This is a genomic window from Campylobacter concisus, assembly GCF_003048405.1.
Classification (GTDB): domain Bacteria; phylum Campylobacterota; class Campylobacteria; order Campylobacterales; family Campylobacteraceae; genus Campylobacter_A; species Campylobacter_A concisus_Q.
Genome location: NZ_PIQS01000001.1, coordinates 868650 through 890896 on the forward strand (window position 1 = coordinate 868650; position 22247 = coordinate 890896).

General features: G+C 38.4%; 20 protein-coding genes, 1 tRNA gene and 1 pseudogene. 16 read left to right on the forward strand and 6 right to left on the reverse strand.

Annotation, left to right across the window (positions count from 1 at the left end):
• The 4 genes from CVT18_RS04580 to CVT18_RS04595 are packed head-to-tail and all read left to right on the forward strand — an operon-like array spanning nucleotide 1 to nucleotide 3038.
• Nucleotides 1-690 carry an ABC transporter ATP-binding protein gene (locus tag CVT18_RS04580; RefSeq protein WP_054196145.1) on the forward strand — a complete coding sequence of 230 codons (690 nt, stop codon included), beginning with the start codon at nucleotides 1-3 and terminating at the stop codon, nucleotides 688-690.
• Entirely contained in the window at nucleotides 680-1174 is a 495-nt protein-coding gene (locus CVT18_RS04585; RefSeq protein WP_021090806.1) for a TlpA family protein disulfide reductase, read from the forward strand. Before CVT18_RS04580 ends, CVT18_RS04585 begins: the two co-directional genes overlap by 11 nt.
• 8 nt (nucleotides 1175-1182) lie before the next feature.
• Nucleotides 1183-1761 (forward strand): hypothetical protein, encoded by a 579-nt coding sequence (locus CVT18_RS04590; protein ID WP_103629188.1) that lies wholly within the window; start codon nucleotides 1183-1185, stop codon nucleotides 1759-1761.
• Nucleotides 1762-1790: 29 nt separating this feature from the next.
• Complete coding sequence (locus CVT18_RS04595) at nucleotides 1791-3038, forward strand: DUF2920 family protein (protein ID WP_103629187.1); 1248 nt, start codon at nucleotides 1791-1793, stop codon at nucleotides 3036-3038.
• A gap of 49 nt (nucleotides 3039-3087) precedes the next feature.
• On the opposite strand, the gene CVT18_RS04600 is transcribed toward CVT18_RS04595, so the two are convergent.
• The 6 genes from CVT18_RS04600 to der all read right to left on the reverse strand — a co-directional run bounded on the left by CVT18_RS04600 (nucleotide 3088) and on the right by der (nucleotide 10581).
• Nucleotides 3088-5460, reverse strand: a complete 2373-nt coding sequence (locus tag CVT18_RS04600) for a tetratricopeptide repeat protein (RefSeq protein ID WP_103629186.1) — start codon at nucleotides 5458-5460, stop codon at nucleotides 3088-3090.
• Nucleotides 5460-6704 (reverse strand): serine--tRNA ligase, encoded by a 1245-nt coding sequence (gene serS, locus CVT18_RS04605; protein WP_103629185.1) that lies wholly within the window; start codon nucleotides 6702-6704, stop codon nucleotides 5460-5462. The genes CVT18_RS04600 and serS overlap by 1 nt, the downstream gene beginning before the upstream one ends.
• Nucleotides 6705-6713: 9 nt before the next feature.
• Nucleotides 6714-7154 carry a hypothetical protein gene (locus tag CVT18_RS04610; RefSeq protein ID WP_021090475.1) on the reverse strand — a complete coding sequence of 147 codons (441 nt, stop codon included), beginning with the start codon at nucleotides 7152-7154 and terminating at the stop codon, nucleotides 6714-6716.
• 12 nt (nucleotides 7155-7166) lie between these two features.
• Entirely contained in the window at nucleotides 7167-8129 is a 963-nt protein-coding gene (gene trpS / locus CVT18_RS04615) for a tryptophan--tRNA ligase (RefSeq protein WP_103629184.1), read from the reverse strand.
• 561 nt (nucleotides 8130-8690) lie between these two features.
• Nucleotides 8691-9212: a shikimate kinase gene (locus CVT18_RS04620; protein WP_103629183.1), complete on the reverse strand. Its 522-nt coding sequence runs from the start codon at nucleotides 9210-9212 to the stop codon at nucleotides 8691-8693.
• Nucleotides 9193-10581: a ribosome biogenesis GTPase Der gene (gene der / locus CVT18_RS04625; RefSeq protein WP_107824284.1), complete on the reverse strand. Its 1389-nt coding sequence runs from the start codon at nucleotides 10579-10581 to the stop codon at nucleotides 9193-9195. The genes CVT18_RS04620 and der overlap by 20 nt, the downstream gene beginning before the upstream one ends.
• Nucleotides 10582-10733: 152 nt before the next feature.
• Here der and CVT18_RS04630 point away from each other — a divergent pair, with 152 nt between their 5' ends.
• The 12 genes and pseudogenes from CVT18_RS04630 (at nucleotide 10734) to CVT18_RS04685 (ending at nucleotide 22207) form a co-directional block, all read left to right on the forward strand.
• Entirely contained in the window at nucleotides 10734-11624 is an 891-nt protein-coding gene (locus tag CVT18_RS04630; RefSeq protein WP_103629181.1) for a DMT family transporter, read from the forward strand.
• A 10-nt stretch (nucleotides 11625-11634) separates the two neighbouring features.
• On the forward strand, nucleotides 11635-12441 hold the full coding sequence (gene kdsA / locus CVT18_RS04635; RefSeq protein ID WP_103629180.1) for a 3-deoxy-8-phosphooctulonate synthase: 807 nt from the start codon (nucleotides 11635-11637) through the stop codon (nucleotides 12439-12441).
• The gene (locus CVT18_RS04640; RefSeq protein WP_103629179.1) at nucleotides 12431-12760 is read left to right on the forward strand and encodes a DMT family transporter; all 330 of its coding nucleotides are present in this window, start codon (nucleotides 12431-12433) and stop codon (nucleotides 12758-12760) included. Before kdsA ends, CVT18_RS04640 begins: the two co-directional genes overlap by 11 nt.
• Entirely contained in the window at nucleotides 12757-13080 is a 324-nt protein-coding gene (locus CVT18_RS04645) for a DMT family transporter (protein WP_103629178.1), read from the forward strand. Before CVT18_RS04640 ends, CVT18_RS04645 begins: the two co-directional genes overlap by 4 nt.
• Before the next feature lie 10 nt (nucleotides 13081-13090).
• Nucleotides 13091-13561 carry a 6,7-dimethyl-8-ribityllumazine synthase gene (gene ribH, locus CVT18_RS04650; RefSeq protein WP_021090940.1) on the forward strand — a complete coding sequence of 157 codons (471 nt, stop codon included), beginning with the start codon at nucleotides 13091-13093 and terminating at the stop codon, nucleotides 13559-13561.
• A 1-nt stretch (nucleotide 13562) separates the two neighbouring features.
• Nucleotides 13563-13958: a transcription antitermination factor NusB gene (gene nusB / locus CVT18_RS04655; protein ID WP_087585156.1), complete on the forward strand. Its 396-nt coding sequence runs from the start codon at nucleotides 13563-13565 to the stop codon at nucleotides 13956-13958.
• Complete coding sequence (gene pyrF / locus CVT18_RS04660) at nucleotides 13955-14635, forward strand: orotidine-5'-phosphate decarboxylase (RefSeq protein ID WP_103629177.1); 681 nt, start codon at nucleotides 13955-13957, stop codon at nucleotides 14633-14635. Before nusB ends, pyrF begins: the two co-directional genes overlap by 4 nt.
• 152 nt (nucleotides 14636-14787) lie before the next feature.
• A pseudogene (locus tag CVT18_RS04665) lies at nucleotides 14788-14977 on the forward strand (helix-hairpin-helix domain-containing protein).
• Between the two features lie 106 nt (nucleotides 14978-15083).
• Nucleotides 15084-15174, forward strand: a tRNA-Ser gene (locus CVT18_RS04670).
• 454 nt (nucleotides 15175-15628) lie between these two features.
• Nucleotides 15629-20659, forward strand: a complete 5031-nt coding sequence (locus CVT18_RS04675) for a retention module-containing protein (RefSeq protein WP_107824285.1) — start codon at nucleotides 15629-15631, stop codon at nucleotides 20657-20659.
• Between the two features lie 100 nt (nucleotides 20660-20759).
• Nucleotides 20760-21353: a LemA family protein gene (locus CVT18_RS04680; protein ID WP_103629175.1), complete on the forward strand. Its 594-nt coding sequence runs from the start codon at nucleotides 20760-20762 to the stop codon at nucleotides 21351-21353.
• Nucleotides 21353-22207 carry a TPM domain-containing protein gene (locus CVT18_RS04685; RefSeq protein ID WP_159071489.1) on the forward strand — a complete coding sequence of 285 codons (855 nt, stop codon included), beginning with the start codon at nucleotides 21353-21355 and terminating at the stop codon, nucleotides 22205-22207. The genes CVT18_RS04680 and CVT18_RS04685 overlap by 1 nt, the downstream gene beginning before the upstream one ends.
• The last annotated feature ends 40 nt before the right edge of the window (nucleotides 22208-22247 follow it).

Below are 22247 nucleotides of genomic sequence, written 5' to 3' on the forward strand. Positions count from 1 at the left end.
ATGCAAAATGCACTAGAATTAAAAAATATTTGTAAAATTTTTGGCGATGTTAAAGCACTTGATGATATAAATTTTGAGGTTAAAAAAGGTGAGTGGGTCAGCGTAATGGGACCAAGTGGTAGTGGTAAGAGTACGCTTGTAAATATACTTTCTCTAATGGATACTCCAAGTAGTGGTACTTATATGCTCGGTGGCGATGATGCGAGCAATCTAAATGCTGATGATACACTTAAATTTAGACGTGAAAAGATCGGTCTTATTTTTCAGCAGTTTCACTTAGTGCCATATCTTAGCGCACTTGAAAATGTGATGATCGCTCAGTACTATCACAGCTCAGTTGATGAAGAGGATGCTAAAAAAGCGCTTGAGGCAGTTGGTCTTTCTCACAGACTAACACACAGACCAAGTCAGCTAAGTGGTGGTGAGCAACAACGCCTTTGTATCGCACGCTCGCTCATAAACGATCCTGAAATTTTAATAGCAGATGAGCCAACTGGTAACCTTGATGAAGCAAATGAAAGAGTTATACTTGATCTATTTTGCAAGCTAAGAAAAGATGGCAAAACCATTCTTCTAGTAACTCACAACCCTGATCTTGGCGAGTATGGCGATAAGATCGTATATCTAAGACATGGTAAGCTAGAAAAAATTCGCACTATTGAAAACCCAAAGGTGCCAAATGAGATATAAAATTTTATTTTTATGTCTAGTCTCAGCCCTAGTTATGGGCTGCGTCAAGCAGTATGAGAAGCATCACATTACGCTAAATGACTCAAGCGGCATTGATACGCAGTTTTTTCCAACAGAAAAGAGGCTAAAGATAGGCGATAAGCCATATATGCTATTTTTCTTTGGTACGGACTGCGGAGTGTGCAAGGCCGCAATACCTGATCTAAATACGCTTGAAAAAGAGTATGGTAAAGAGGTTCAATTCATTGGCGTTTTAGGACCTAGTAAAGGTTTTGATAAAGATATTGAGCTTTTAAAAGAGCACAACATCACCTTTAAAACTACGAGTGACAAGGTTTCAGTTGATTACTTTAGTAAGGCAGTTGGTGGCGTCATGGGTGTGCCAGTTATCTATTTTTTTGATAAAGATGGTAAGATGCGATCAAAATTTATCGGTCTTACGCCAAAAAGCGTACTTGAAAGTGCTATAAGATCGCTCTTGTAGGAGTGAATATGAAAAATTTCTTTTTATTTGTCTTGGCGGTATTTTTTGTTGGATGTGCTAGTAGTACTCCAAATATCTCAGTCAAAACGAGCGAGCCTATATTTTTTACGCTTAATGAATCAAACAAAAGCGTTTATGTAAATTTTAAAAATAGTGCGACCGGGCAAGATGTAAATGCTGAAATTTTAAGCGAATTTGCAAAGGCTGGCTTTAGAAACGAACCAAATATCAAAAATGCCGACTTCATCATCCTTGGCGATGTGCAAAGCTTTTCTAGGATAATAAAAAGAGATCCTAGATTTTCAATGGGCATGGGATATGGCTTTGGTAGACCAAGCTTTGGCTTTGGCTACTCGATGTTTTTCCCATTTGGCTATTACGATGATGATGACTTTAGCACGAATAGCTATACTTATCACATGCAAGTAAGCGTGCTAGTGCGTCCAAAAAATGGTGGCGAAAAGGCAACAAATATCTCGCTTATGCAAGCTGGCAATGTCTATTCGCCAAGCTACATCTGGCCGTTTTTTAAAGAACGCCTAGCAAAACAGATCGTTAGCTTTTTTTATAATGTCTCGCAAAAATAGGAGAAATTAGTAAATTTAAAAGGATTTAAATGCTAGTTGATGGAAGCTATGAAATTTCATCTTGTGATGATATTGAACTTGGTATAAAAAGAAGCTCTCCTCTCTCCTTTTATTCCTGTTATGACGATGCCAAGGATGCAAAAGCTCTTTTGGTGATTATCCCTGGGCTTGGAGAAGACTCTGACCTTGGATATAGAGCTAATCTTATTCGGACTATGGCAGAGACTTATGATGTTGCATGCATTAGCGTGGATTATCACTGCATAGGCAACCGCCCACAGCTTGGGGCGAAATTTGGACTTGATGATATAGATCGCGAAATCTTAACAAGAGAACTATCAAGTATAGGTATAAATTTACCAATTGATCTAAAAAGTATCGATTGCCACGAGAAGGTTGATTTGCTACTTAAATTTCTCAGCAAAGAGATTACTATTCGAAAAGAGAGAGGTATTTTGCCGGCTGATTTTAGACTAAATGCTAGCATTACGATGGTGCCAACAAAAAATGAATATCAAAATTTTGGCGTTATGCAAGCAATGGATGTGCTAAATGCTGTGCTTTACACAAAAAAATATATAAATAATGCCAAATTTGAATATCTGCCAGTGATAATGGTAGGCAGCTCACATGGTGGATATCTGGCACATATGTGTGCTAAGATCGCTCCATGGCTAGTTGATGCCGTGATAGATAATAGCTCTTATGCCATATTTTTATGGCGTCTTATTGGCTTTGGTAAAGAGATAGATTTTACTAACTATTTTTGTTTTGGTACTGGCATTTTGTATAAAAATTTATATCTTTATTTTTTTGATAAGACCTACTGGACGCTTAATGAAAAATCACCATACTATTTTATTGACGCAAGAGAGGAGATAAGAAACATCCTAAATTTAGATCATTTAAATATTCAAAGCAGCTATAAAAAGCCAATTTACGTGAGCTATCACTGTATTTGCGATAAAGAAATAGCTCCAGCAAAGGATAAAATCGAGCTTTACGAGGCTCTTAAGAAACTTAAATTTGACGCAACACTACATATGATAAAAGATGGGAGCGAGGTTGATGGCAAATTTATAAAGTCTCTAACGCATGGAATGGGGATGTCTTATAAACTACTTTTACAAAAAGAGCTTCCCAGTATGATGGAGAAAATTTTATCTCAAAAAAATAAAAAGAGCAGCAAGAGTATTGAGTATAAATGCGGTGATACGATCTATAAATTTAGTGAAGTCTTAGATCAAATAAATCTTGAAATTTTAGATATTGCTTAGTATTTAAAATAGTTAAAACTAGGCTCATAAAGGCCTAGTTAAATTTTTATCAGTCGTTATCTATCTCAAAGTCGTAAAATTCGCTTTCATACTTAACATTTCCTATTTTGCTGTATTGTATAAGAGCTGCTTTTATATTATCTATCTGCTGATACATTAGGCCAAGAGCTATTCTATTTTCGATAGCACTAGCATCATTTAGTTTTGTTAGCTCTAAAAGTGCGATCGCGTTTGATACTTTTCCAGCCCCTGTTGCAGCCACAGATGCTAAAAACAATGTGCTAGCGTCATTTACTTTAAACTCATCGATTGCTTGATTATAAAGTTTATAGCTCTCATCAAAGTCGTTTGTAAAGATATCGACATAGGCTAGAGTTTGGATTAAATTTATATTCTTTGGAGCATTTTTTAGCTCGGCTCTTAACTTATCACGCTCTCTTGTAAGTAAGCCTGAAATTTGAAGTAGCTTGATGTATTGCTTTTTGATGATATCAGCACCGTGATAGAAAGCGTTTGAATCAAGCTGCTTGCCATTAAAGTGAATTTGTATCGCTTTTGCATACTCTTTGACATTTTGCTCTTTGTTTTTCGAGATGAAATTTAAGATATTTGCAATAATATCATTTGGCAAAATTTTTAGTAGCTCATCAGCTTTCTTTGCCATTAGTTCGTCATTGTTTGTTACTTTTGCGATGATGATATCAAAGGCTAAATTTAGCATTGTCTGCTCTTTTGGTTCTTCAAGCCATCTTATCATCGCACTTTGGTTACCGCTAACCAGACTTAGAAGTGAGGCATATAAATTTACAGGCTTTAAGCTCTTATCGTTTTCTAAATTTTCGCCGATCTCTTCAATGAGTTTTGGGTTTAAATTTCTATTTATATCTAGACAAATCGCCCCAAAAATGCCTGCAAGATGGTTATTTACATCTTGATGATAGCTTGCTATGAAGTGCTTTGCTGCAAGGCTAAAATTTCCAAGCTGAGCGTAGCTTAAGGCGAGATTGTATTGCAAGATAGAGTGATTTGGATAAGTGCTGGCTAGCTCTTCAAACTCTTTATTTGCTTCTTTTAAGCGGTAGCTTAGCGCTTTTGCGATAGCTTCGCTAAGTTTTGCATTTACTTTTGAAGCAGCCGCACTTTGGCTAAGGTAGTCATTTGCCGCTGAGGTGTCATCTAAAAAGACGCTAACACCACCTTTTCTTATCTGCTCGATACTCTGTTTTGCATCAAAGACCTTGTAAGGTGCGAAGTAAAAAAGGGTCTCATAGCGCCTTGTTCTATCAAAAAACATATCATCGCTAAAGTGTGCCTGAGCTAGGCTGACATCAAAAAGATCAGGCTTTAGTATCGTTTTTATCTTGTAAATTTTGCTTGGCAAAGAAGCATTGTAGTCGTAAACATCTTTGATAAATGCAGCCGCGTCGCCGTAGTCAGCAGTTTTTAGATCAATTAGCGCCTCAGTCATCTTGATAAGATCGATATTTGGCGTATTTTTAGAAGCTTTTGTTAGATAATCCCTTGCCTTGTCGTATTTGCCAAGTCTTGCATAGAGCTGTGCTAGCGTGAAGTCGGCCTTAAATGCCTTTTGGCTCTCAAGTTTGGCTATTGCTCTTTCATCATCTCCAAGAAGTGATAAAATCTTTGCACTTAAATACGCATATTCATTTTTATAATCCGCAGTATTTGGATGAGAAAGTGCTTGAAGCGCCTCGTAATAGTTGCCTTTATAATAGTTTATAAGCGCGTAGTAATAGCTATAAAGTGGCGAGTTGTTTTCATACTGCAAAAATGAATCAGCAAGTCCTATGTAGTAGTTAAAATTTTTAGTATTATTTAGCTCGAGCGAGCAAACAGCAGCGTTTATGGCGCTAACTGCTGTGTTTTCTCTATCGGTTATTGCTTTATTAAAAGATACAATCGCCTCATCACATCTTTCTTGTTTCATCTGCGAAACGCCAAGGTTGTAGTTTGAGAGAGACTGGTTATAAACAGCTATGTTTTCATAAATTTTTAGAGCCTCAAATTTATTGCCACGCTCATAAAGCTGATTGGCTTTATTTATCATTTCATCGATCTTTGAAGCGCCAAAATTTTGCGTTTGGTAGTTGTTTTCTATATTTTTTACGATACTTGCAGCATCTATGTTCTCTTTTTTGTCTTTCTTTAGCAAGATAACTAGCAAAACCACTATCAAGATGATAAACACTAGAGTGACCACACCTGCTATTATAAAGAGCTTTTTATTGCTCTTTTTTACAGGGATTGGCTCTGGGATGCTCTCGTCTTGCAGCACACCCTCACTTGCGATACTCTCAAGTGAAACGATCTCTTCAGGTGCCTCGGCTTTTGCCTCTTCAGGCGCTTCTTGCTCTGCTTGCTCGCCAGGTGGTTTTAAAACTACAACCTCTTCTTCAGCCACTACATATACCTTTTAAGAACTTCTGGAATTTCGATAGTGCCATCTGTTTTTTGGTAGTTTTCCATGATGGCAATAAGAGTCCTACCCACAGCTAGACTTGAGCCATTTAGCGTATTTGCAAGCATATTTTTCTTACCATCTTTAAAGCGAATTTTTGCACGCCTTGCTTGAAAATCACGAGTATTGGAAATAGAGCTAATCTCTCTATATTTGCCTTGACCAGGTAGCCAAACCTCAAGGTCTATCGTCTTTGCCGCGCTAAAGCCAAGGTCGCCACTGCAAAGAAGCATATGGCGGTGAGGAAGCCCAAGGCTAGTTAGTAGATCGCTTGCGCACGCTACCATTTCATTTAGCACGTCTTCGCTTTGATCAGGTCTTGTGATACTTACTAGCTCGACCTTTTCAAACTGGTGCTGGCGGATCATACCTCTAGTGTCACGTCCTGCTGAGCCTGCCTCTTGGCGGAAGCATGCTGAGTAGCAAGTCATCTTTATAGGTAACTGCTCGGCCTCAATAATCGTGTCATTGTATAAATTTGTCACAGGTACTTCGCTGGTTGGGATGAGGTAGAGGTCTTCGTCGCGCACTTTGTAAAGGTCCTCTTCAAATTTAGGCAGCTGACCGGTGCCAAAAAGTGTGTTTGAGCTTACTAGATAAGGGACATTTACAAGCTCGAAGCCACGTGAGCTGTTAAAGTCGATCATGTAATTAACAAGCGCTCTACTAAGTCTTGCTCCCATGCCGCGAAGCACGGTAAAGCGAGATCCTGAGAGCTTTGCGCCCCTTTCAAAGTCAAGCCAGCCAAGACTCTCACCTAACTCCCAGTGCTCTTTTGGTGTAAAGTTAAATTTAGTTGGCTCAAGCACTGTTTTGATGCAGACATTATCATCCTCGTCCTTACCAAATGGTACGTCATCATCGGTGATATTTGGCACGTTAAATGAAATTTGCTCAAGCTTTTCTTCATATTGTTTAACGATATCATCAGCATCAGCAAGTGCAGCTTTATTTAAATTTAGCTCATTTTTAAGCTCGCTTACATCTTCGCCAGCTCTTGCCTTTATGCCAAGCTCTTTACTCTTTGCATTTTGGATCGCTTGGAAATTTTCAAGTGCTTTACGTTTTTGTTTTAGCTCGTTAAAAGTTTGTAAAAGCTCGTCAAGTAGCCCAGCTTTTACATTTTTTCCCTCAAGTTTTTTTACAAATTCATCGTAATTTGTCTCGAGTAGTTTTAAATTAATCATTCCGTATCCTTAAACCATAAACATAACTTTTGCAAAAAGTACGATAAAAACTGCCGCTGTTAGCGCAAATGGGTGAATGTTGCCAAGTGGGCTAGGACGTTTAAATATAAATTTGCAGCTCAAATTTGTTATAACCGCAGCTACGATTAGCATTGCTAAGAAAAATTTGATCATAAAAATGATTTGTAAATTTGTCTCAAAGTAGCCTCCAGCCTTTGATCCGACCCAGTTACTCATCATCATGCCTCCAGTTAATACCAAAAGCAAGATGCAAAGTGGCATTATCTTAATAGCAACTGAACCGATAGCCTGTTTTGCCTTTTGAGCAAGCTCAGGTGGCATTTTTTTACAAGCTGCCTTAAAAATGATTACATCAAAAAAGAGGTAACCAACAAAGATGATTGCACAAAAAAGATGAACTATCTGTGCGTATGGATATAAATTTTGCATATTTTTCCTTTATTAATAAATTCCGACTGCTTCACGAACTTTTTTTATCGTTGTTTGAGCAACATTACTTGCCTTTTTGGCTCCTATTTCTAAAATTCCAGACACTTCGTCAGGATTATTTTGATAATGTTCAAATTTCTCTCTCGCATCTTTAAAATAGTCCCAAATAAGCTCGTTTAGATAAGCTTTAAAGTGTCCATGACCCTCGCCACCACGCTCATATCTAGCTTGAAGCTCTTTTTGCCCACTCTCGTCTAAGAAAAGCTTAGCGATATTATAGACGTTGCAGTTTTGCCACTGCTTTGGTTCTTCAAGCGGTGTGCCATCTGTCACGATGCTAGAAATTTGCTTTTTAAGCGTTTTAGTATCGGCAAAGATGTCAATAGTGTTGCCATAGCTTTTGCTCATCTTTTCGCCGTTTGTGCCAGGCACGGTGGCGACATTTTCATCGATCTTCGCCTCAGGCAATGTAAAAATTTCTCCATGCTCGTTGTTAAATTTTATCGCAATATCACGAGCGATCTCTACGTGCTGGATCTGATCCTTGCCCACGGGTACGACCTGCGCGTTATAAAGCAAAATGTCAGCTGCCATCAAAACTGGATAGCTAAAGAGTCCGTGGTGCGAGCTAAGACCTTTTGCGACTTTATCTTTGTAACTATGCGCGCGCTCAAGTAGGCCCATAGGCGTGTGTTGGCTTAGCACCCAGTAAAGCTCAAGCACGTCTTTAACGTCACTTTGCACCCAAAATATGCTTTTATTTGGATCGATCCCAAGTGCCAAAAACGCACACGCAGCCTCAAAAGTGTTTTGCTTTAGGGCTTTGGCCTCGCTAAGGCTCGTCATCGCGTGGTAGTTTGCTATAAACATAAACATCTCATTTTGCTCTTGCATATCAACCATCTGCTTTATCGAGGCAAAGTAGTTGCCAAGGTGTAGTTTGCCGGAGGGTTGGAGGCCGGTTAATACTCTCATCTTATCCTTTCAAATTTTGGCTTTTTCTCGCGAGCGCTTTTGATAGAGATTTGAAATTTTAAGCTTTCAGCAGACTATGTGTCTAGCCTCGGCTTAAAATTTCTACACAACTATCAAAATCATCTCACGATACTTCGCCAAAATGCTTTTTTTAAATTTTAACATCAGAGTAGATACTTTTATCTAGTCTAATCTTAAAATTTATCTCGCAGACTAAATTTCTAGCCTCGGCTTAAAAACAAAATTTCGCCTTGCCTAAACAAAAAATCTTTGCCAAAACGTTTAAATTTTAACATCACGTTAGACTTTATGCATCCAACTTGATCTTAAAATTTAGCTTGGAAGGCTAAATGCCTAGTCTTGATTAAAATTTGACTGCACAACATTTGCCGCTTTAGCGCTCTAGCAAAGTAAAGCAAATTCATCTCAAAATTTCGCTAAAATTTCTAACTACAAAACGTTAAATTTAACTCAAACATTTCAAATTTTAACACCACGCCAGACAGCCATCTAGCCTGATCTTAAAATTTATCGTTGCAAGCAGCCCTTACCACTTTACAACTAAATTTTTAAAAGCATCCTTATCTCTTTTACGATTTGCTTTGGAGTTTTACCCTCGACTTCGACGATGTAATCAGCCTTTTTCTCATAAAGCTCCTCTCGCTCCAGATGTAACGCCTTGGCTCTTTTTAGATCACTTAAAAGTGGACGTTTGGCAAGTTTTTTCTCGCTATTTTTACTATTTTTTAGTCTTTGCATGATCGCATCAAAACTAGCTTTTAGATAGATCACGGTACCAATTTTGTTTAAGTTTTTAACCTTCGCAAAGCCTCCGCCAGTTGAGATGATTGCATTTTTGACATTTGTTGCTAGAAATTTAGCCAGATCCTTTTCAAGCTGCCTAAAATACTCTTCGCCAAATTCATCAAAAATAGCTTTTATCTTCATGTTTTGTGAGCTCTCAAGAAGATCGTCGCAGTCAAGATTCATCGTCTTTAAAGCTTTGCTTAGCGCCCTTGCGGTTGTGCCCTTGCCAACACCCATAAACCCTATCAAAACGATATTATTGTTCTTTGTCTTCATCACTCTCTCCACGTTTTTTAGGGATTAGCACGATAGGCACGCCAGTTAGATTAAAACTCTCTCTAAGCTTGTTTGTTAAATAGCGTTTGTAGCTAAAGTGCAGGCACTTTGGGCGGTTCATTATGAGCGCTATCATGATAGGTGCTGTCTTAAACTGCACTGCGTAGTAGATTTTCACGACCCTGCCTTTATCTCGTGGCAGTGGGTGCGCTTTGGTCGCTTCGCCGATCACTTCATTTAGCTTTGAAGTTTGGATTTTTTGGGTGTAGTTTTTGTAAATTTCAATAATAAGTGGATAAATTTTATGCACTCTTTTGCCGCCCAAAGCCGAAACGCTGATGATCGGCGCATATGCTAAAAATTTAAACCTATCTTTTATCTCTTTGCAAAGCTCGTCAAATTCCTCGCTGCTTTTGTCCCATTTGTTTAGCACGATGATGACGCCAAGCTCAAATTTCGAGGCGATGCCAGCGATGCGCTCATCAAGCTCGGTTAGTGGCTCAGAGCTATCAAGCACTAGTAGCGCTACGTCCGTCTCTTCTAAAATTTTCTCAGTTCTATTTAGTGCGTATCTCTCGATGCCCTCGATCTTGCCACGCTTTCTAATACCAGCAGTATCGACAAACTCAAAAACTCTGCCATCATGCTCGTAAATTTCATTGACCGGATCGATCGTAGTGCCTGCCACGTCACTAACGACGGCGCGACTCTCCTTTACAAGAGCGTTTAGAAGTGAGCTTTTGCCGACATTTACACGTCCTATGATACCAACTCTGATGTTTTTGCTTTCATAGTCTATCTCGTCGCTTAACTCGCCCTCGTCGTTATAGTTTTCTAAAAAATCATCAAAATCTTCGCTTGTATCGGCCTTTATCTGCACTTTGTTTTCTAAGTGCTTTGCTAGCCACATGCTAAGCTCATCTATGCCTGTGTTGTGGCTTACAGAAATTCCAAAGGAATTTTTAGCGCCAAAGCTTACAAATTCCCACTCCCTTTGCTCATCTTTTTTGCTGTCTATTTTATTGATGACTAGAGCGATTGGTAAATTTAGCTTGCTAAGCTCGTAAAAAATGGCTCTATCCTCGTCATCTGGCATCATTTTGCCATCGACCATGTATAAGATGACGTCTGAATTTCTAGCCTCTGCCAAGGTCTTTGCTTTTACATTTTTAAAAAGCTCGCTACTATCATCAAGGCCGCCACTGTCGATTAATATGCACTCTTTACCCTCAACCTCGATCTTAGCTTTGTTCGTATCTCTTGTCGTGCCGCTAACATCGCTTGTTATAGCGATACGACGACCAGCTAAGCGGTTAAAAAGTGAGCTTTTGCCGACATTTGGCTTGCCTACTAATATTACTTTTTGCAAATTTTGTCCTTTTCGTGATGGCTGATTATACAAATTTTTGACTTATATAAAGTATAAAAATTTGCTTAAAAGCGCCAAAATAAAAGAAAAAATCAACCAAAATTTAAGCCACTTTTCATTAAAATGGCTACTTTAAATTTAAAGGTCATGTGATGTTAAAAAAGTTTTATATTTCGCATCTTGGCATTTTTTATATGCTATTTGCTTGCTTTATGTTTGCCGTTACTGGCGCATTTGCAAAGTATCTTAGCAAAGATATGCCATCTATCGAAGTTGTATTTTTTAGAAATTTAATAGGCCTTTTTATTGTTATTTATGCCATTTATAGATTTCCATTTAAGCAAGCTGGCGGACACTTTTTTTTGCTGATGTTTCGCGGTTTTGTGGGCACGGTCGCACTTTTTGCTTTTTTTTACAATGTCGCTCATGTAAATTTGGCCACAGCTTTCACATTTCAAAAGACAAATCCAATCTTTACAGCCATCCTCGCAGCTTTTATTTTCAAAGAGCGTCTAAGCTCACTTGGCTGGTTTGCTGTATTTTTGGGATTTGGTGGAATTTTGCTTGTTATCCAGCCAAATTTAGGCATAAGCAAGACTGATATTATCGGTGTTTGGAGCGGTCTTGGTGCGGCGATCGCATACACGAGCGTTAAGGAGCTAAACAAGAGTTACGGTACAAATATTATAGTGTTAAGTTTTATGCTTTGGGGCTCGTTTTTGCCACTTATTTGCATGGGTTTGGCAGAATTTTTCACCTACGAGCCACTTGATTTTTTGTTTTCAAAATTTAGCATGCCAAGCTGGTATAACGTTATTTTTATCTTGCTAATGGGGCTTAGCGGATATTTTTTTCAGTCGTACATGACAAAGGCGTTTGCGGTTGGCAAAAAGGCTGGAGTGATCGCTGCAGTTAGCTACGCAGACGTCATTTTTACGCTTATAATTGGCTATTTTATGGGTGATGTATTGCCAAATCAAACGGCACTTTTAGGTATCTTGCTAGTAATAGTGAGTGGAATTTTAGTTGTTAAAGAAAAATAAAGGAGAAAAAATGATACTAATAGCAGGACCTTGCGTCATAGAAAGCGAGCAGCTCGTTTTTGACGTGGCAAAAAGGCTGGTTAAATTTAACGAAGATAAGCGGATAGATTTTTATTTCAAATCAAGCTTTGATAAGGCAAATCGCACGAGTATAAGCTCGTTTCGCGGGCCCGGACTTGAAAAAGGGTGCGAAATTTTAGCCAAGGTCAAAAAGGAATTTGGTTTTAAAATTTTAACCGATATCCACGAGAGCTACCAGGCTGCGCCTGTTGGAGAAGTGGCCGACGTGCTGCAAATCCCGGCGTTTTTGTGCCGTCAGACCGATCTGCTCGTAGCTGCGGCTAAAACAAAAGCGGTCGTAAATATCAAAAAAGGGCAGTTTTTAGCGGCGTCTGCAATGAAACACTCGGTCAAAAAAGTGCTAGAAACAAGGGGCATTAGCGGCGAGGGATACGAGGTTGCTAAACAAAACGGCGTGTGGCTAACGGAGCGAGGCAGCACCTTTGGCTACGGGAATTTAGTCGTAGATATGCGAAATTTGGTGCTGATGAGGGAATTTGCGCCCGTGATTTTCGACGCTACTCACAGCGTGCAGATGCCGTCGGCTTTGGGCGAAAAAAGTGGCGGGGACGCGAGATTCGTGCCGTATCTTGCGCGAGCCGCGGCGGCTGCAGGCGTGGACGGATTTTTCTACGAGACGCATATTAATCCTTGCGAGGCGCTTTGCGACGGGCCGAATATGCTAAATTTGGACGAGCTAGACGCAAATATCGCTCAAATTTTTAAGATAAAAGACGCCCTAGGCGATGCAAACTAAGGGCTTTTTGTGGGTATTAGGTGGCGCGGTCGCCGAGTGCGGTTGGGCATACGGGCTAAAACACGCCCAAAACGCCGTAGGATTCGCGCTTACCGCCGCGTTAGTCTGCGTTAGCTTCGTATCGTTTATGAAGGCTATGAAATACTTGCCCGTTAGCGTCGCATATACCGTATTTGTGGGATTTGGAGCGTTTTTTATCGTGGTCGCCGAAAGCGTTAGCGAATACACCTCAAGCGGCCAGGCGCCAGATGCTTTGCGGCTATTTTTCATAGCGACGCTAGTTGCCGGCGTACTGGGGCTAAAAAGGCTAAAATCTTGATGCACGTTTTAGCTCTTTTGGCGGCCGGGTGCTGCGAGGTTTTGGGCGTGTTTTTTCTAACTAAATTTCAAAAAAGCGTCGGCGTGAAAAAGGCGGCGAATTTTTTGATTTTAACCGCGAATTTCGCCCTTTCGCTCTGGCTTTTGAGCTACGCAATGCAGGCGATGGCGATGTCGGTAGCGTACGCGATCTGGACGGGTATCGGAGCGATCGGAGCTGTGGGCGTCGGAGTGATTTTTAACGGTGAAAAAATGAGCGCGCTAAAGGCGTTTTATCTATCGCTAATAACGCTAAGCGCGATAATGTTAAAGATAATTTAAAGGAGAAACCATGAAAATAATCGAAGGAAATTTGGCTCTAAAAGGCGGCGAAAAGGTCGCTATAGTGGGTGCTAGATTTAATCATATCATCACCGATAGGCTGGTCGAGGGCGCGAGGGACGCGTTTTTGCGTCACGGCGGGGATGAGGCGAATTTGAGCCTCATTTTGGTGCCGGGCGCGTTTGAGATACCGATGGCGCTTGAAAAGGCGCTAGCTAGCGGTAAATTTGACGCAGTTTGCTGCGTGGGAGCGGTTATCCGCGGCTCTACGCCTCACTTTGACTACGTTAGCGCCGAGACCACCAAGGGCATCGCAAACGTCACGCTAAAATACGGAAAACCGGTGACCTTTGGCGTGCTGACAGTTGATAGCATCGAGCAAGCCATCGAGCGAGCGGGCTCAAAGGCTGGAAATAAGGGCTTTGAAGCGATGACGGGCGTGATCGAGATGCTAAGCTTATATAAAAATTTGGAGGCGTAAAATGGCGACTCGTCATCAGGTTAGGCAGGCCGTCGTTTCGCTGCTCTACTCAAATGAGATAAATCCGGTAACTGCTGCATTTGAAGAGGAATTTCTAGAAGAGAAAAAGATAAGAAACGAGCGTAAACATGAGGCGCAGCAGACTTTTAAAGAGGTGCTCGCAAACAAAGAAAAACTAGATGAAATTTTAAAGCCATATCTAAAAGATGGCGATTTTAGCAAGGTTGGTGCGACTGAGCTTGCCATTCTTAGACTTGGGCTTTATGAGATGAAATTTAGCCAAACTGATAAGGCTGTCATCATAAACGAAGCAATCGAGCTTGCGAAAGAACTTGGAAGTGATCAGGCGCCAAAATTTATAAATGGCGTACTTGATAAGCTAAAGGACGATCTGTGAGGCTCTGTGTCGCACTTGATATGGCTAGTCGTGAAGAGAACTTAGCCCTTGCTAGCGAGCTAAAAGGGCTTGATCTTTGGCTAAAAGTAGGGCTTAGAAGCTATCTTAGGGACGGAGTAAAATTTATAGAAGAGCTAAAATGGCTTGGAAATTTTAAAATCTTCCTTGATCTAAAGCTCTATGATATCCCAAATACGATGGCAGATGCGGCCGAAGTAGTCTCAAAAATCGGCGTAGATATGATAAATGTGCATGCTAGCGCTGGTGAATGTGCGATGAAAACAGTTATGGATAGGCTAGCTGGTCTTGGAAGCCGTCCTTTGGTGCTCGCAGTATCGGCACTTACTAGCTTTAGTGAGAGCGAGTTTGACGCTGTTTATAACGATACGATCGTAAGAGCTGTTAGAAAATTTAGTCAGATGAGTTTTGAAGCAGGGCTTGATGGAATGGTCTGTTCTGTTTTTGAAAGCAAGCTCATCAAAGATGTAACAAATGAGAAATTTATCACTCTTTGCCCTGGTGTTAGGCCTTTTGGCGAGAGCGCTGGAGATCAAAAAAGAGTAGCAAACTTAGTGAGCGCAAAGCAAGAGGGTAGTGATTTTATCGTTGTTGGTAGGCCGATTTATGAGAATGTAAATCCAAGAGAAATTTGTGAACGAATTTTGGAGCAAATTTAATATTTGAGCTTGTTATTAAGTTATTTTAATCATAGCTTTTATGTAAATTTTTTATAAAATGTTACACAAAGACGATGCCAAAGCGAGATGAAGAGTCGAATCTGGGTGATTTTAAGAAAATTCTCTATGTTAGCTAGGCGACTAAAGCAGATATACTAGCACTTGGTTAAGGATATCGCTTTACTAAATGGCGCAGATTCTGACGAGATGTTTGAGCGCACAAAGGCGCTCGGACGCGGCAGCTATAGGTGTATCCTCTATGTTTACCGTATGGTTTACTACTATGTAAATATGCCACACCCAGACAAAGCCAAGCTAAAATGGTGGCTTTGGAAGGACTAAATTTGTAAATTTTTGTTTTAGATTTTTTATCTAAGGTCTGCAATTGCGAAATGTAAATTTAAGCAAGATATCAGCGGCCTTCAATTATAATGCGATTTCTTTTTATGGACAGATGGGTGAGTGGCTGAAACCACACCCCTGCTAAGGGTGCAGCTCTTAATCGGGGCTCGAGGGTTCAAATCCCTCTCTGTCCGCCACTACTTATAGATAATCATAAATTTTTATTATCATTTCACATTATTTTTTGAATATCTTTATATAAAATTAAATTATTTCTGCGTTAGAAAATTGCTTACCTAGTAAAACTTAACTATAAGTAAAAATTTTATAGTGATCACACATTTTTTAAAAAATATAATTTTTTCGGTTATATTGTTGTTTCAAACTAATTAAAAATATCTTAAATTAAGTTTTTATTATAAAAAATATTATATTTTGCTTAATTAATTATATTGATAATCAAAAAGCTATTTTTTGATAAAAGCTTATAATTCGCTTTTTACAAACTATTGACATTTGGAATTTATATATTTAATTAATATATTTTTTTCTTAAAAGATAAAATTTCTCACATAAAGTTATATCCTATAAAGATAGTATATAATCACGCAAAAATTTAAATAATACAAAAAATAATAATAAGGAGTAATCTTGGCTAAAGAAGCTGGAGTAGTAAAATTTATTAGTGGCAAGGCGGTCGCTATCGATCAAAACGGAAACGAGAGAGAGCTAAAAGTAGGTGACATCCTTTATATGGGAGAGAGCATCAAGACAAGTGATGCCGCTGATAAAATAACAATTGTTTCAAATAATGGAAAAGAGATTACGATCGTAGGAAATGATACACTTGCTTTAAATCAAAGTACTATAGGTGCGGAAGGCTTGGCAGATGTTAGTGATTTGCAAAATGCTATTTTAAATGGTGGAGATTTAACAAAACTTGAAGAGACTGCTGCTGGTGGAAACACTGCTGCTGGTGGTGGAGATGGCGTTAGCCTAAGTGATGCTAAATTTGCTGAGGGTGGACACTATTCAAACATTAATGCAACATATAGAAATTTAAGTGATACAAACAGAGCTTTTGCATCATATGATAGCCCAATAAGCGGTTACAATGGTGGAGATGATACTATAATCCCAAGCAATCCTCTTGTAACTTTTATAAGCGATCTTAATAACGATGGTACTTTAAGTAGGGTTGAGCATGCACGCGATACAAATTTAAATACATCAAAAGTTCTTATTACAATTCCAAATGATGGCACAGTAAGGGCCGGAGATATACTAAATATCACTATAACTAAGCCAGATGGTAATACTGAAAATAAAACAATTCCTATCACTCCAACTATCATAAGCAATGGTTATCAGTTTGATGCACCAATACAGACTGGTAAAATTTCAAAAGTTGATGCAACTATTATAAATTTTCAAGGAAATATTAGTGGTAGAAGTGAAGATAGCGTAACTTCAAGTGGCTTTAGTGCTCCAGAGGTTAAATTTACAGAAGATAACAGTCCTGATAATAATCTATTAACATATACTGAAAATGCTAAAGATGGTAAATTAAATGAAACTCCAGTACTTATAACTGTAAAAGATGTGATTGTCGGAGATGTGCTTCACGTGACTTTAACAAAGCCTGATGGCACAACTGAGGTTAAAAATGTATCTATTGATCAAAACATAATAGATAATGGATATAAGATAAGTAATATGCCAGTTGAGCACGGTAAGCCTTCAAAAGTAGAAGCTTACGTAGCAGATAGTACAAACACGATGAGAAGTGCAGTTGCAAGTGACTCTACTACTCTTGATGTAAAACCGACTTTGAAATTTACTGAAGATACAGACGATAATATCTATCTATATGATAATGAAAATAAGCAAGATAACGACTTTAGAAGTACGACAGTAGAAATAACTCTACCAAAAGATGTAGTTATTGGCGATAAAATCGTTATAACTTATACCGATCCATTAACTAGGCAAGATACAACAAAAGAAATTTCTCTTACACAAGAGATGATTGATAATCAAAAGGTAAATACATCTCTTCCGATATTTCCAGATGTAAGAACATCAGCTAGTGTTCATGTGGTAGATAAAAACAATGTTCGAAAAAGTGAAGAGTCAGATCAAGATAGTGTAATGCCTATTGGTAGAAATTTAGAAATGACATTACCAGAGGAAAAGACTCTTCATGAAATTTCAAGACAAGAAAGTACTGATGACAATGAAGTAAATAAAACCACAGCAAGGATTACTCTGCCAAATAAAATTGATAATGGCGATAAGCTTACGCTAACTATTACTGGACCTGATCCTGATGATCCTGTAAATAATCCATCTAAAACTTATACAAGAGAATTTACTATACATATGGATAGTAAAGGTGCTGTGACTAGTGTAACAGAAAATGGAACTTCTAATGTTTTAACGCCTATAAAAGCAAGTGATAATCAATATATCATCAATGTTTCTGGTATCCAACTAAAGCATGGAGAAGATACGACTATTAAGGCCAAAGTTACAAATTTAAATCCAAATAGACATACATCTATAAATGAGCCAGAAGTATCGGCCAGTTTAGAATATGTAAAAAAACCTGAAGTTATCTTTGGAGAGGCTAATGGCACTAGGAGTATGAGTAGAGAGCAAGCTATGAGTGATCATGATCTTAATAGCACAACAGTCACTATAAAGCTTCCTAAAAATGCAGTAAGTGGAGATAAACTAACTGTAACTATAAAAGAGCCAAATGAAGCTACTGCTAGAGAAATAAAATACACTATTGGAAAAGATAATAATGGTAAGTTCTTTGTAAAAGATAGCGATGGCAATAAAATAGATACAGAAACAGATGGTAGAAGCTTTAAAATTTCTGGCATTAAAACAGCAACTGGTCTAGAAACTAAAGTAACAGCCGAGATAAAAGATAAAGATGGTATTCAGCATGCAGAAGATACAAGCACGGTTACTATCTCAAATATAAACGATATGGCAGTATATTTCAAAGAGGATGCTGACCGTAACGTATCTTTAACGAGAGCAGAGAGCAAGGACGCGGATGGCGACCTACATAAAACGACAGTAGTAGTAAAAGTGCCAAATAACGTTATAGCTGGCGATGTGGTAACTGTAAAAATAGATAATGGCACTTCACCTAAAACTTATAAGGTTACAGGTAGAGACCCAAGCGGTAAAATCATGCTAGAAGATACTTCTACTCATGCTTCTATAACTGCAAGTGATAAAAATGAGATAGAAATTCCTGGCGTAGAGATCATTGCTGGCAAGACCATCAATGTAACTACTGAGACCACCGATGCAAGTGGCGGCAAGAAGGCCGAAGCTCAAAATCATAATACTCTTGAAAAGCTTCATGAAGACATGGAGATAACTTTTGAAAAAGATACCAATAATGATGGTATTTTGGGCAGCACAGAGGCAACTGGAGCGACTACTATAGCAACTATCAAGCTTCCTTCAAATTTTGTTTTAGGTGATAAATTAATAGTAGAGTCACACAACGAAGACACACCAAATAATAAAACGACCAAGACATATGAGATAGTAAAAGACAATAACGGCAAATTAATAGCCAAAAATGGTAGTGAAGAGCTTGATATTACCGATGATACTGATGGCAATAAGGTGGTCAAATATACACTTGGCTTAACAGAAGATCATAAGACTATCATTAATGCCAAGGTTACTGATAATACTGGTGCTGATAAGGTTGAGACAAATAGCGATATTACGCTTGATGCTCAAGGTAGCGGTTCTGGAACAGGCTTTAGGCTATTTATTGATGAGGATAAAGATAGAAACGGAGTTCTAAGTAGAGATGAAGCCATGAAGGATGGAAATTTAAATACCACTTCGGCAATACTTCAAATCCCAACCACTGTAAATAGTGGCGATACTATAAAAGTTAAGGTAAATGGTGGGGCAGAGAAAACTTATACCGTTGCTTCAAATGATGGTACAAACGTTACTATAAAAGATGCGGGTGGCAGCATTGTTGCACTTGAGCCAGGAAATAAACTAAAAATTTCTAATGTTCATATAGATAAAGATCATCCAGCAGTGGTTGAAGCTACTATAAATGGAGTAACAAAGACAGCTAAAGCTACATTGGAGTCAGTAGATACTAAAAATTTAAAGATTGAATTTGTTGAAGATAATGCAAGTAGAGACAATGTAATAGACAGAGATGAAGCTATTTTGGACAATGATATAAAAAAGACAATTATAAGCGTTCAGGTGCCGCATAATGTCACAAATGGTGATAAGATAGCAGTAACTATAAAAGAGCCTCAAGCTAATGGCACAACAGGGTCTAGAACCATAACTTATACAGTTTCAAAAACTGCTAATGGTAAAATTTCATTAACAGATGATAGTGATACTACTCATACTCCACATGAACTAGAAAATAACACTATAAAAATTCCTGGCGTTGCTATGCTTCCAGGTCGTGAAACTAGTGCAGTAGCTACTATAACAAATGGTGCTGAGACTACAACTAGCAGCGAAGCAAAAGCTAAACTTGCACCTTTAAGTGAAGCGGGATTAAGTGTAAGCATAGTTGCTGATAAAAATGATAATGGCATTATCTCAAGAGATGAGTCAGGTAGTAAAATTTCAAAGGTTCATGTTTCTATCCCAGGAAGTGTTGTAGCTGGTGATAAGATAGATGTCAAGATAACAAATCCTAACGGATCTATCTTAACTAAACATTATAAAGTTATGGGAAAAGATGTAAATGGAAAAATTACACTTAAAAATTTAGATGATAATTCTCAACAAACGCTTGATAGAGATAATCCACTTGATCTCAATGCTACTATCGCAGTTGATAAAGAAACAAAAGCTGAAGTTACTCTAACTGACACATTTGGTGAGAGCAAAACAGTAAGCGATACGGCACATGCTGAGATCGATGCTATAAGAGGTATCATGTTTAATAAAGATATAAAAACCTCAGAAAGTGGTGAGAGATCTACTACGGTTAAAGTTTATCTTAATGAAGATGCCAGAAATGGAGATACGGTAGAGTTTAAATACACTGATCCAGACACCCATGCATTAACCAAGACTGCAACACATACTTTATCGGCTGAAGATATAACAAAAGGTGTATTCGAGCAATCATTAGATATTAATGCTAGATCAGCTTATGATTTGGAAGTCAAAGCTACTCTTAAGACCTCGGATTCGGACGGTTTAGTGTCTAAGTCTTACGAGCCTTATAAACCACTTCATATAGGCGTTGAAAACTATACGGTTAAATTTGACGCAAGTAAAGATATGAAAGGTGGCGAAGGTCATGATACTTTGGTGTTTGATAAGCAAATAGTTGATCTTAGAGGCATTGCTAATCTTGATTCAAAAGTGGAAAGCTTTGAAAACCTTGAGCTTAAAGGAGAAACAAAGATCAAATTTAATGCACAAAACATCCTTGATATCACTGATAATCCTGACACTGTGCTCAAGATAAAAGGTGGTGATGTTGATGCTAATGGCAATAAAATCACAAAAGTTGATCTAGTTCATAAATGGACTGAAGATCATTCATATGATACTGCTGGATTTAAAGGCTACTCAAGCATAGATCAAATAAATGGAAAAACTATCCATATCCAAATAGACGACAAAATCCAAACCGATCTTTAATCCCCAAAATGAGTGCGTAAATTCGCACTCATTTCAAACTCAAACTCACATTATTTTTTAAGTCTTGTTTTACTAATATTTGCTCCTTAAAGGAGAAAATATGAAAAATTTAATAGTCGTTATTATAGTTATCGCTGCACTTGCTTTTGGTGCTTTTAAGTATATAAATTCATTTGTTGCACTTGATGAAAATGTAAATGCAAAGTGGTCGCAGGTGTTAAATCAATATAAAAGAAGGGCTGAGCTTGTGCCAAATTTAGTTGAAACTGTAAAAGGCTACGCAGCTCATGAGCAAAAAATTTTTGAAGATGTGGCAAATGCTAGAAGCAAGAGCATGCAAGTAAGCGTTGATGCAAGTGGTCTTAGCGATGAAGCTAAGATGAAAGAATTTATGACAGCACAAAGCTCATTTGGCTTGGCGCTTGGTAGGCTTATGGCAGTTAGCGAGAACTATCCAGAACTAAAAGCAAATCAAAATTTCTTATCTCTTCAGAGTCAGCTTGAAGGTACGCAAAACCGTATAAGCGTAGCAATGCATGATTATATCGAAGCTGTAAAAGAGTATAACGTAGCCCTTAGAAGCTTTCCAAATAAATTTATAGCAAATACTTTTTATCCCGAGCTAAAGCCAAAACAAAATCTTGAAATAAGTAACGAAGAGAAGATAAATCCAAAAGTTTCATTTGAGAAATGATGAAGAAAATTTTTGCTCTTTTATTTTTTACATTTTGCTTTTGTTTTGCCATAAATTTTAACGAGCAGATAAATGATGAGGCTCAAATTTTCTCTAAAAATGAGAAAGCTGAGCTTTTAAGCTTGGTGCAAAATTATGAGCAAAATAGTACGACGCAAATTGCTATCGTGACGCTTAAATCACTAGAAAATAAAAGCATAGAAGAGATCTCCCTTGAGGTAGCTAGAGGCTACAAGCTGGGACAAAAACAAAGCAACAACGGAGTGCTTTTAATAATCGCTCCAAACGATAGAAAAGTACGTATAGAAGTTGGTTATGGACTCGAAGGTGTGCTAACTGACGCTATATCAAGCCAGATCATAAATGATGTGATAGTGCCTAAATTTAAGCAAGGCGATATGGGCGGTGGCGTGATAGAGGGCATAAGAGCCATCATAAAGGTAGCTAGTGGCGAAGAATTTGAAAGCGAGAGTGATGAAGAAGAGATACCGTTTGGAATAGTTGCCTTTTTTGCTGGCATGATCTCGTGTTTTATCTCTGGCTTTTTAGGTAAATTTTTTATGCGAGTTGGCTTTAGCGCGTGTTTTGCAGGGCTGATATCTACGGTATTTGAGCAATTTTCTAGCGTGCAAAATTACTTCATTGTCTTTGCCATTGTGTTTGTAATATTTTTTATTATTTTAAAAAATGCCTTTAAAAAAAATACTCAAAGCAAAAATACACACAGTGATTTCGGGCGTGATAGATCAGACTCAAATAGCAGTGGCAACGGCCATTCAAGCAGTTCAAGAGGTGGTGGCTTTAGTGGCGGCGGAGGCGGTTTTGGCGGAGGTGGAGCAAGTGGCAGTTGGTAAAATTTCATCAAAGATTAGTTTGTAAAACTCAAACCCTTTA

What these genes read in the sequence shown, in the direction of transcription:
- CVT18_RS04685 (WP_159071489.1), top strand. Translation starts at nt 21,353, where the DNA reads ATGAAGAAAATTTTTGCTCTTTTATTTTTTACATTTTGCTTTTGTTTT.
- CVT18_RS04580 (WP_054196145.1), top strand. Translation starts at nt 1, where the DNA reads ATGCAAAATGCACTAGAATTAAAAAATATTTGTAAAATTTTTGGCGAT.
- trpS (WP_103629184.1), bottom strand. Translation starts at nt 8,129, where the DNA reads ATGAGAGTATTAACCGGCCTCCAACCCTCCGGCAAACTACACCTTGGC.
- CVT18_RS04620 (WP_103629183.1), bottom strand. Translation starts at nt 9,212, where the DNA reads ATGAAGACAAAGAACAATAATATCGTTTTGATAGGGTTTATGGGTGTT.
- nusB (WP_087585156.1), top strand. Translation starts at nt 13,563, where the DNA reads ATGGCGACTCGTCATCAGGTTAGGCAGGCCGTCGTTTCGCTGCTCTAC.
- CVT18_RS04680 (WP_103629175.1), top strand. Translation starts at nt 20,760, where the DNA reads ATGAAAAATTTAATAGTCGTTATTATAGTTATCGCTGCACTTGCTTTT.
- serS (WP_103629185.1), bottom strand. Translation starts at nt 6,704, where the DNA reads ATGATTAATTTAAAACTACTCGAGACAAATTACGATGAATTTGTAAAA.
- CVT18_RS04610 (WP_021090475.1), bottom strand. Translation starts at nt 7,154, where the DNA reads ATGCAAAATTTATATCCATACGCACAGATAGTTCATCTTTTTTGTGCA.
- CVT18_RS04590 (WP_103629188.1), top strand. Translation starts at nt 1,183, where the DNA reads ATGAAAAATTTCTTTTTATTTGTCTTGGCGGTATTTTTTGTTGGATGT.
- CVT18_RS04595 (WP_103629187.1), top strand. Translation starts at nt 1,791, where the DNA reads ATGCTAGTTGATGGAAGCTATGAAATTTCATCTTGTGATGATATTGAA.
- kdsA (WP_103629180.1), top strand. Translation starts at nt 11,635, where the DNA reads ATGATACTAATAGCAGGACCTTGCGTCATAGAAAGCGAGCAGCTCGTT.
- CVT18_RS04630 (WP_103629181.1), top strand. Translation starts at nt 10,734, where the DNA reads ATGTTAAAAAAGTTTTATATTTCGCATCTTGGCATTTTTTATATGCTA.
- ribH (WP_021090940.1), top strand. Translation starts at nt 13,091, where the DNA reads ATGAAAATAATCGAAGGAAATTTGGCTCTAAAAGGCGGCGAAAAGGTC.
- CVT18_RS04640 (WP_103629179.1), top strand. Translation starts at nt 12,431, where the DNA reads ATGCAAACTAAGGGCTTTTTGTGGGTATTAGGTGGCGCGGTCGCCGAG.
- CVT18_RS04585 (WP_021090806.1), top strand. Translation starts at nt 680, where the DNA reads ATGAGATATAAAATTTTATTTTTATGTCTAGTCTCAGCCCTAGTTATG.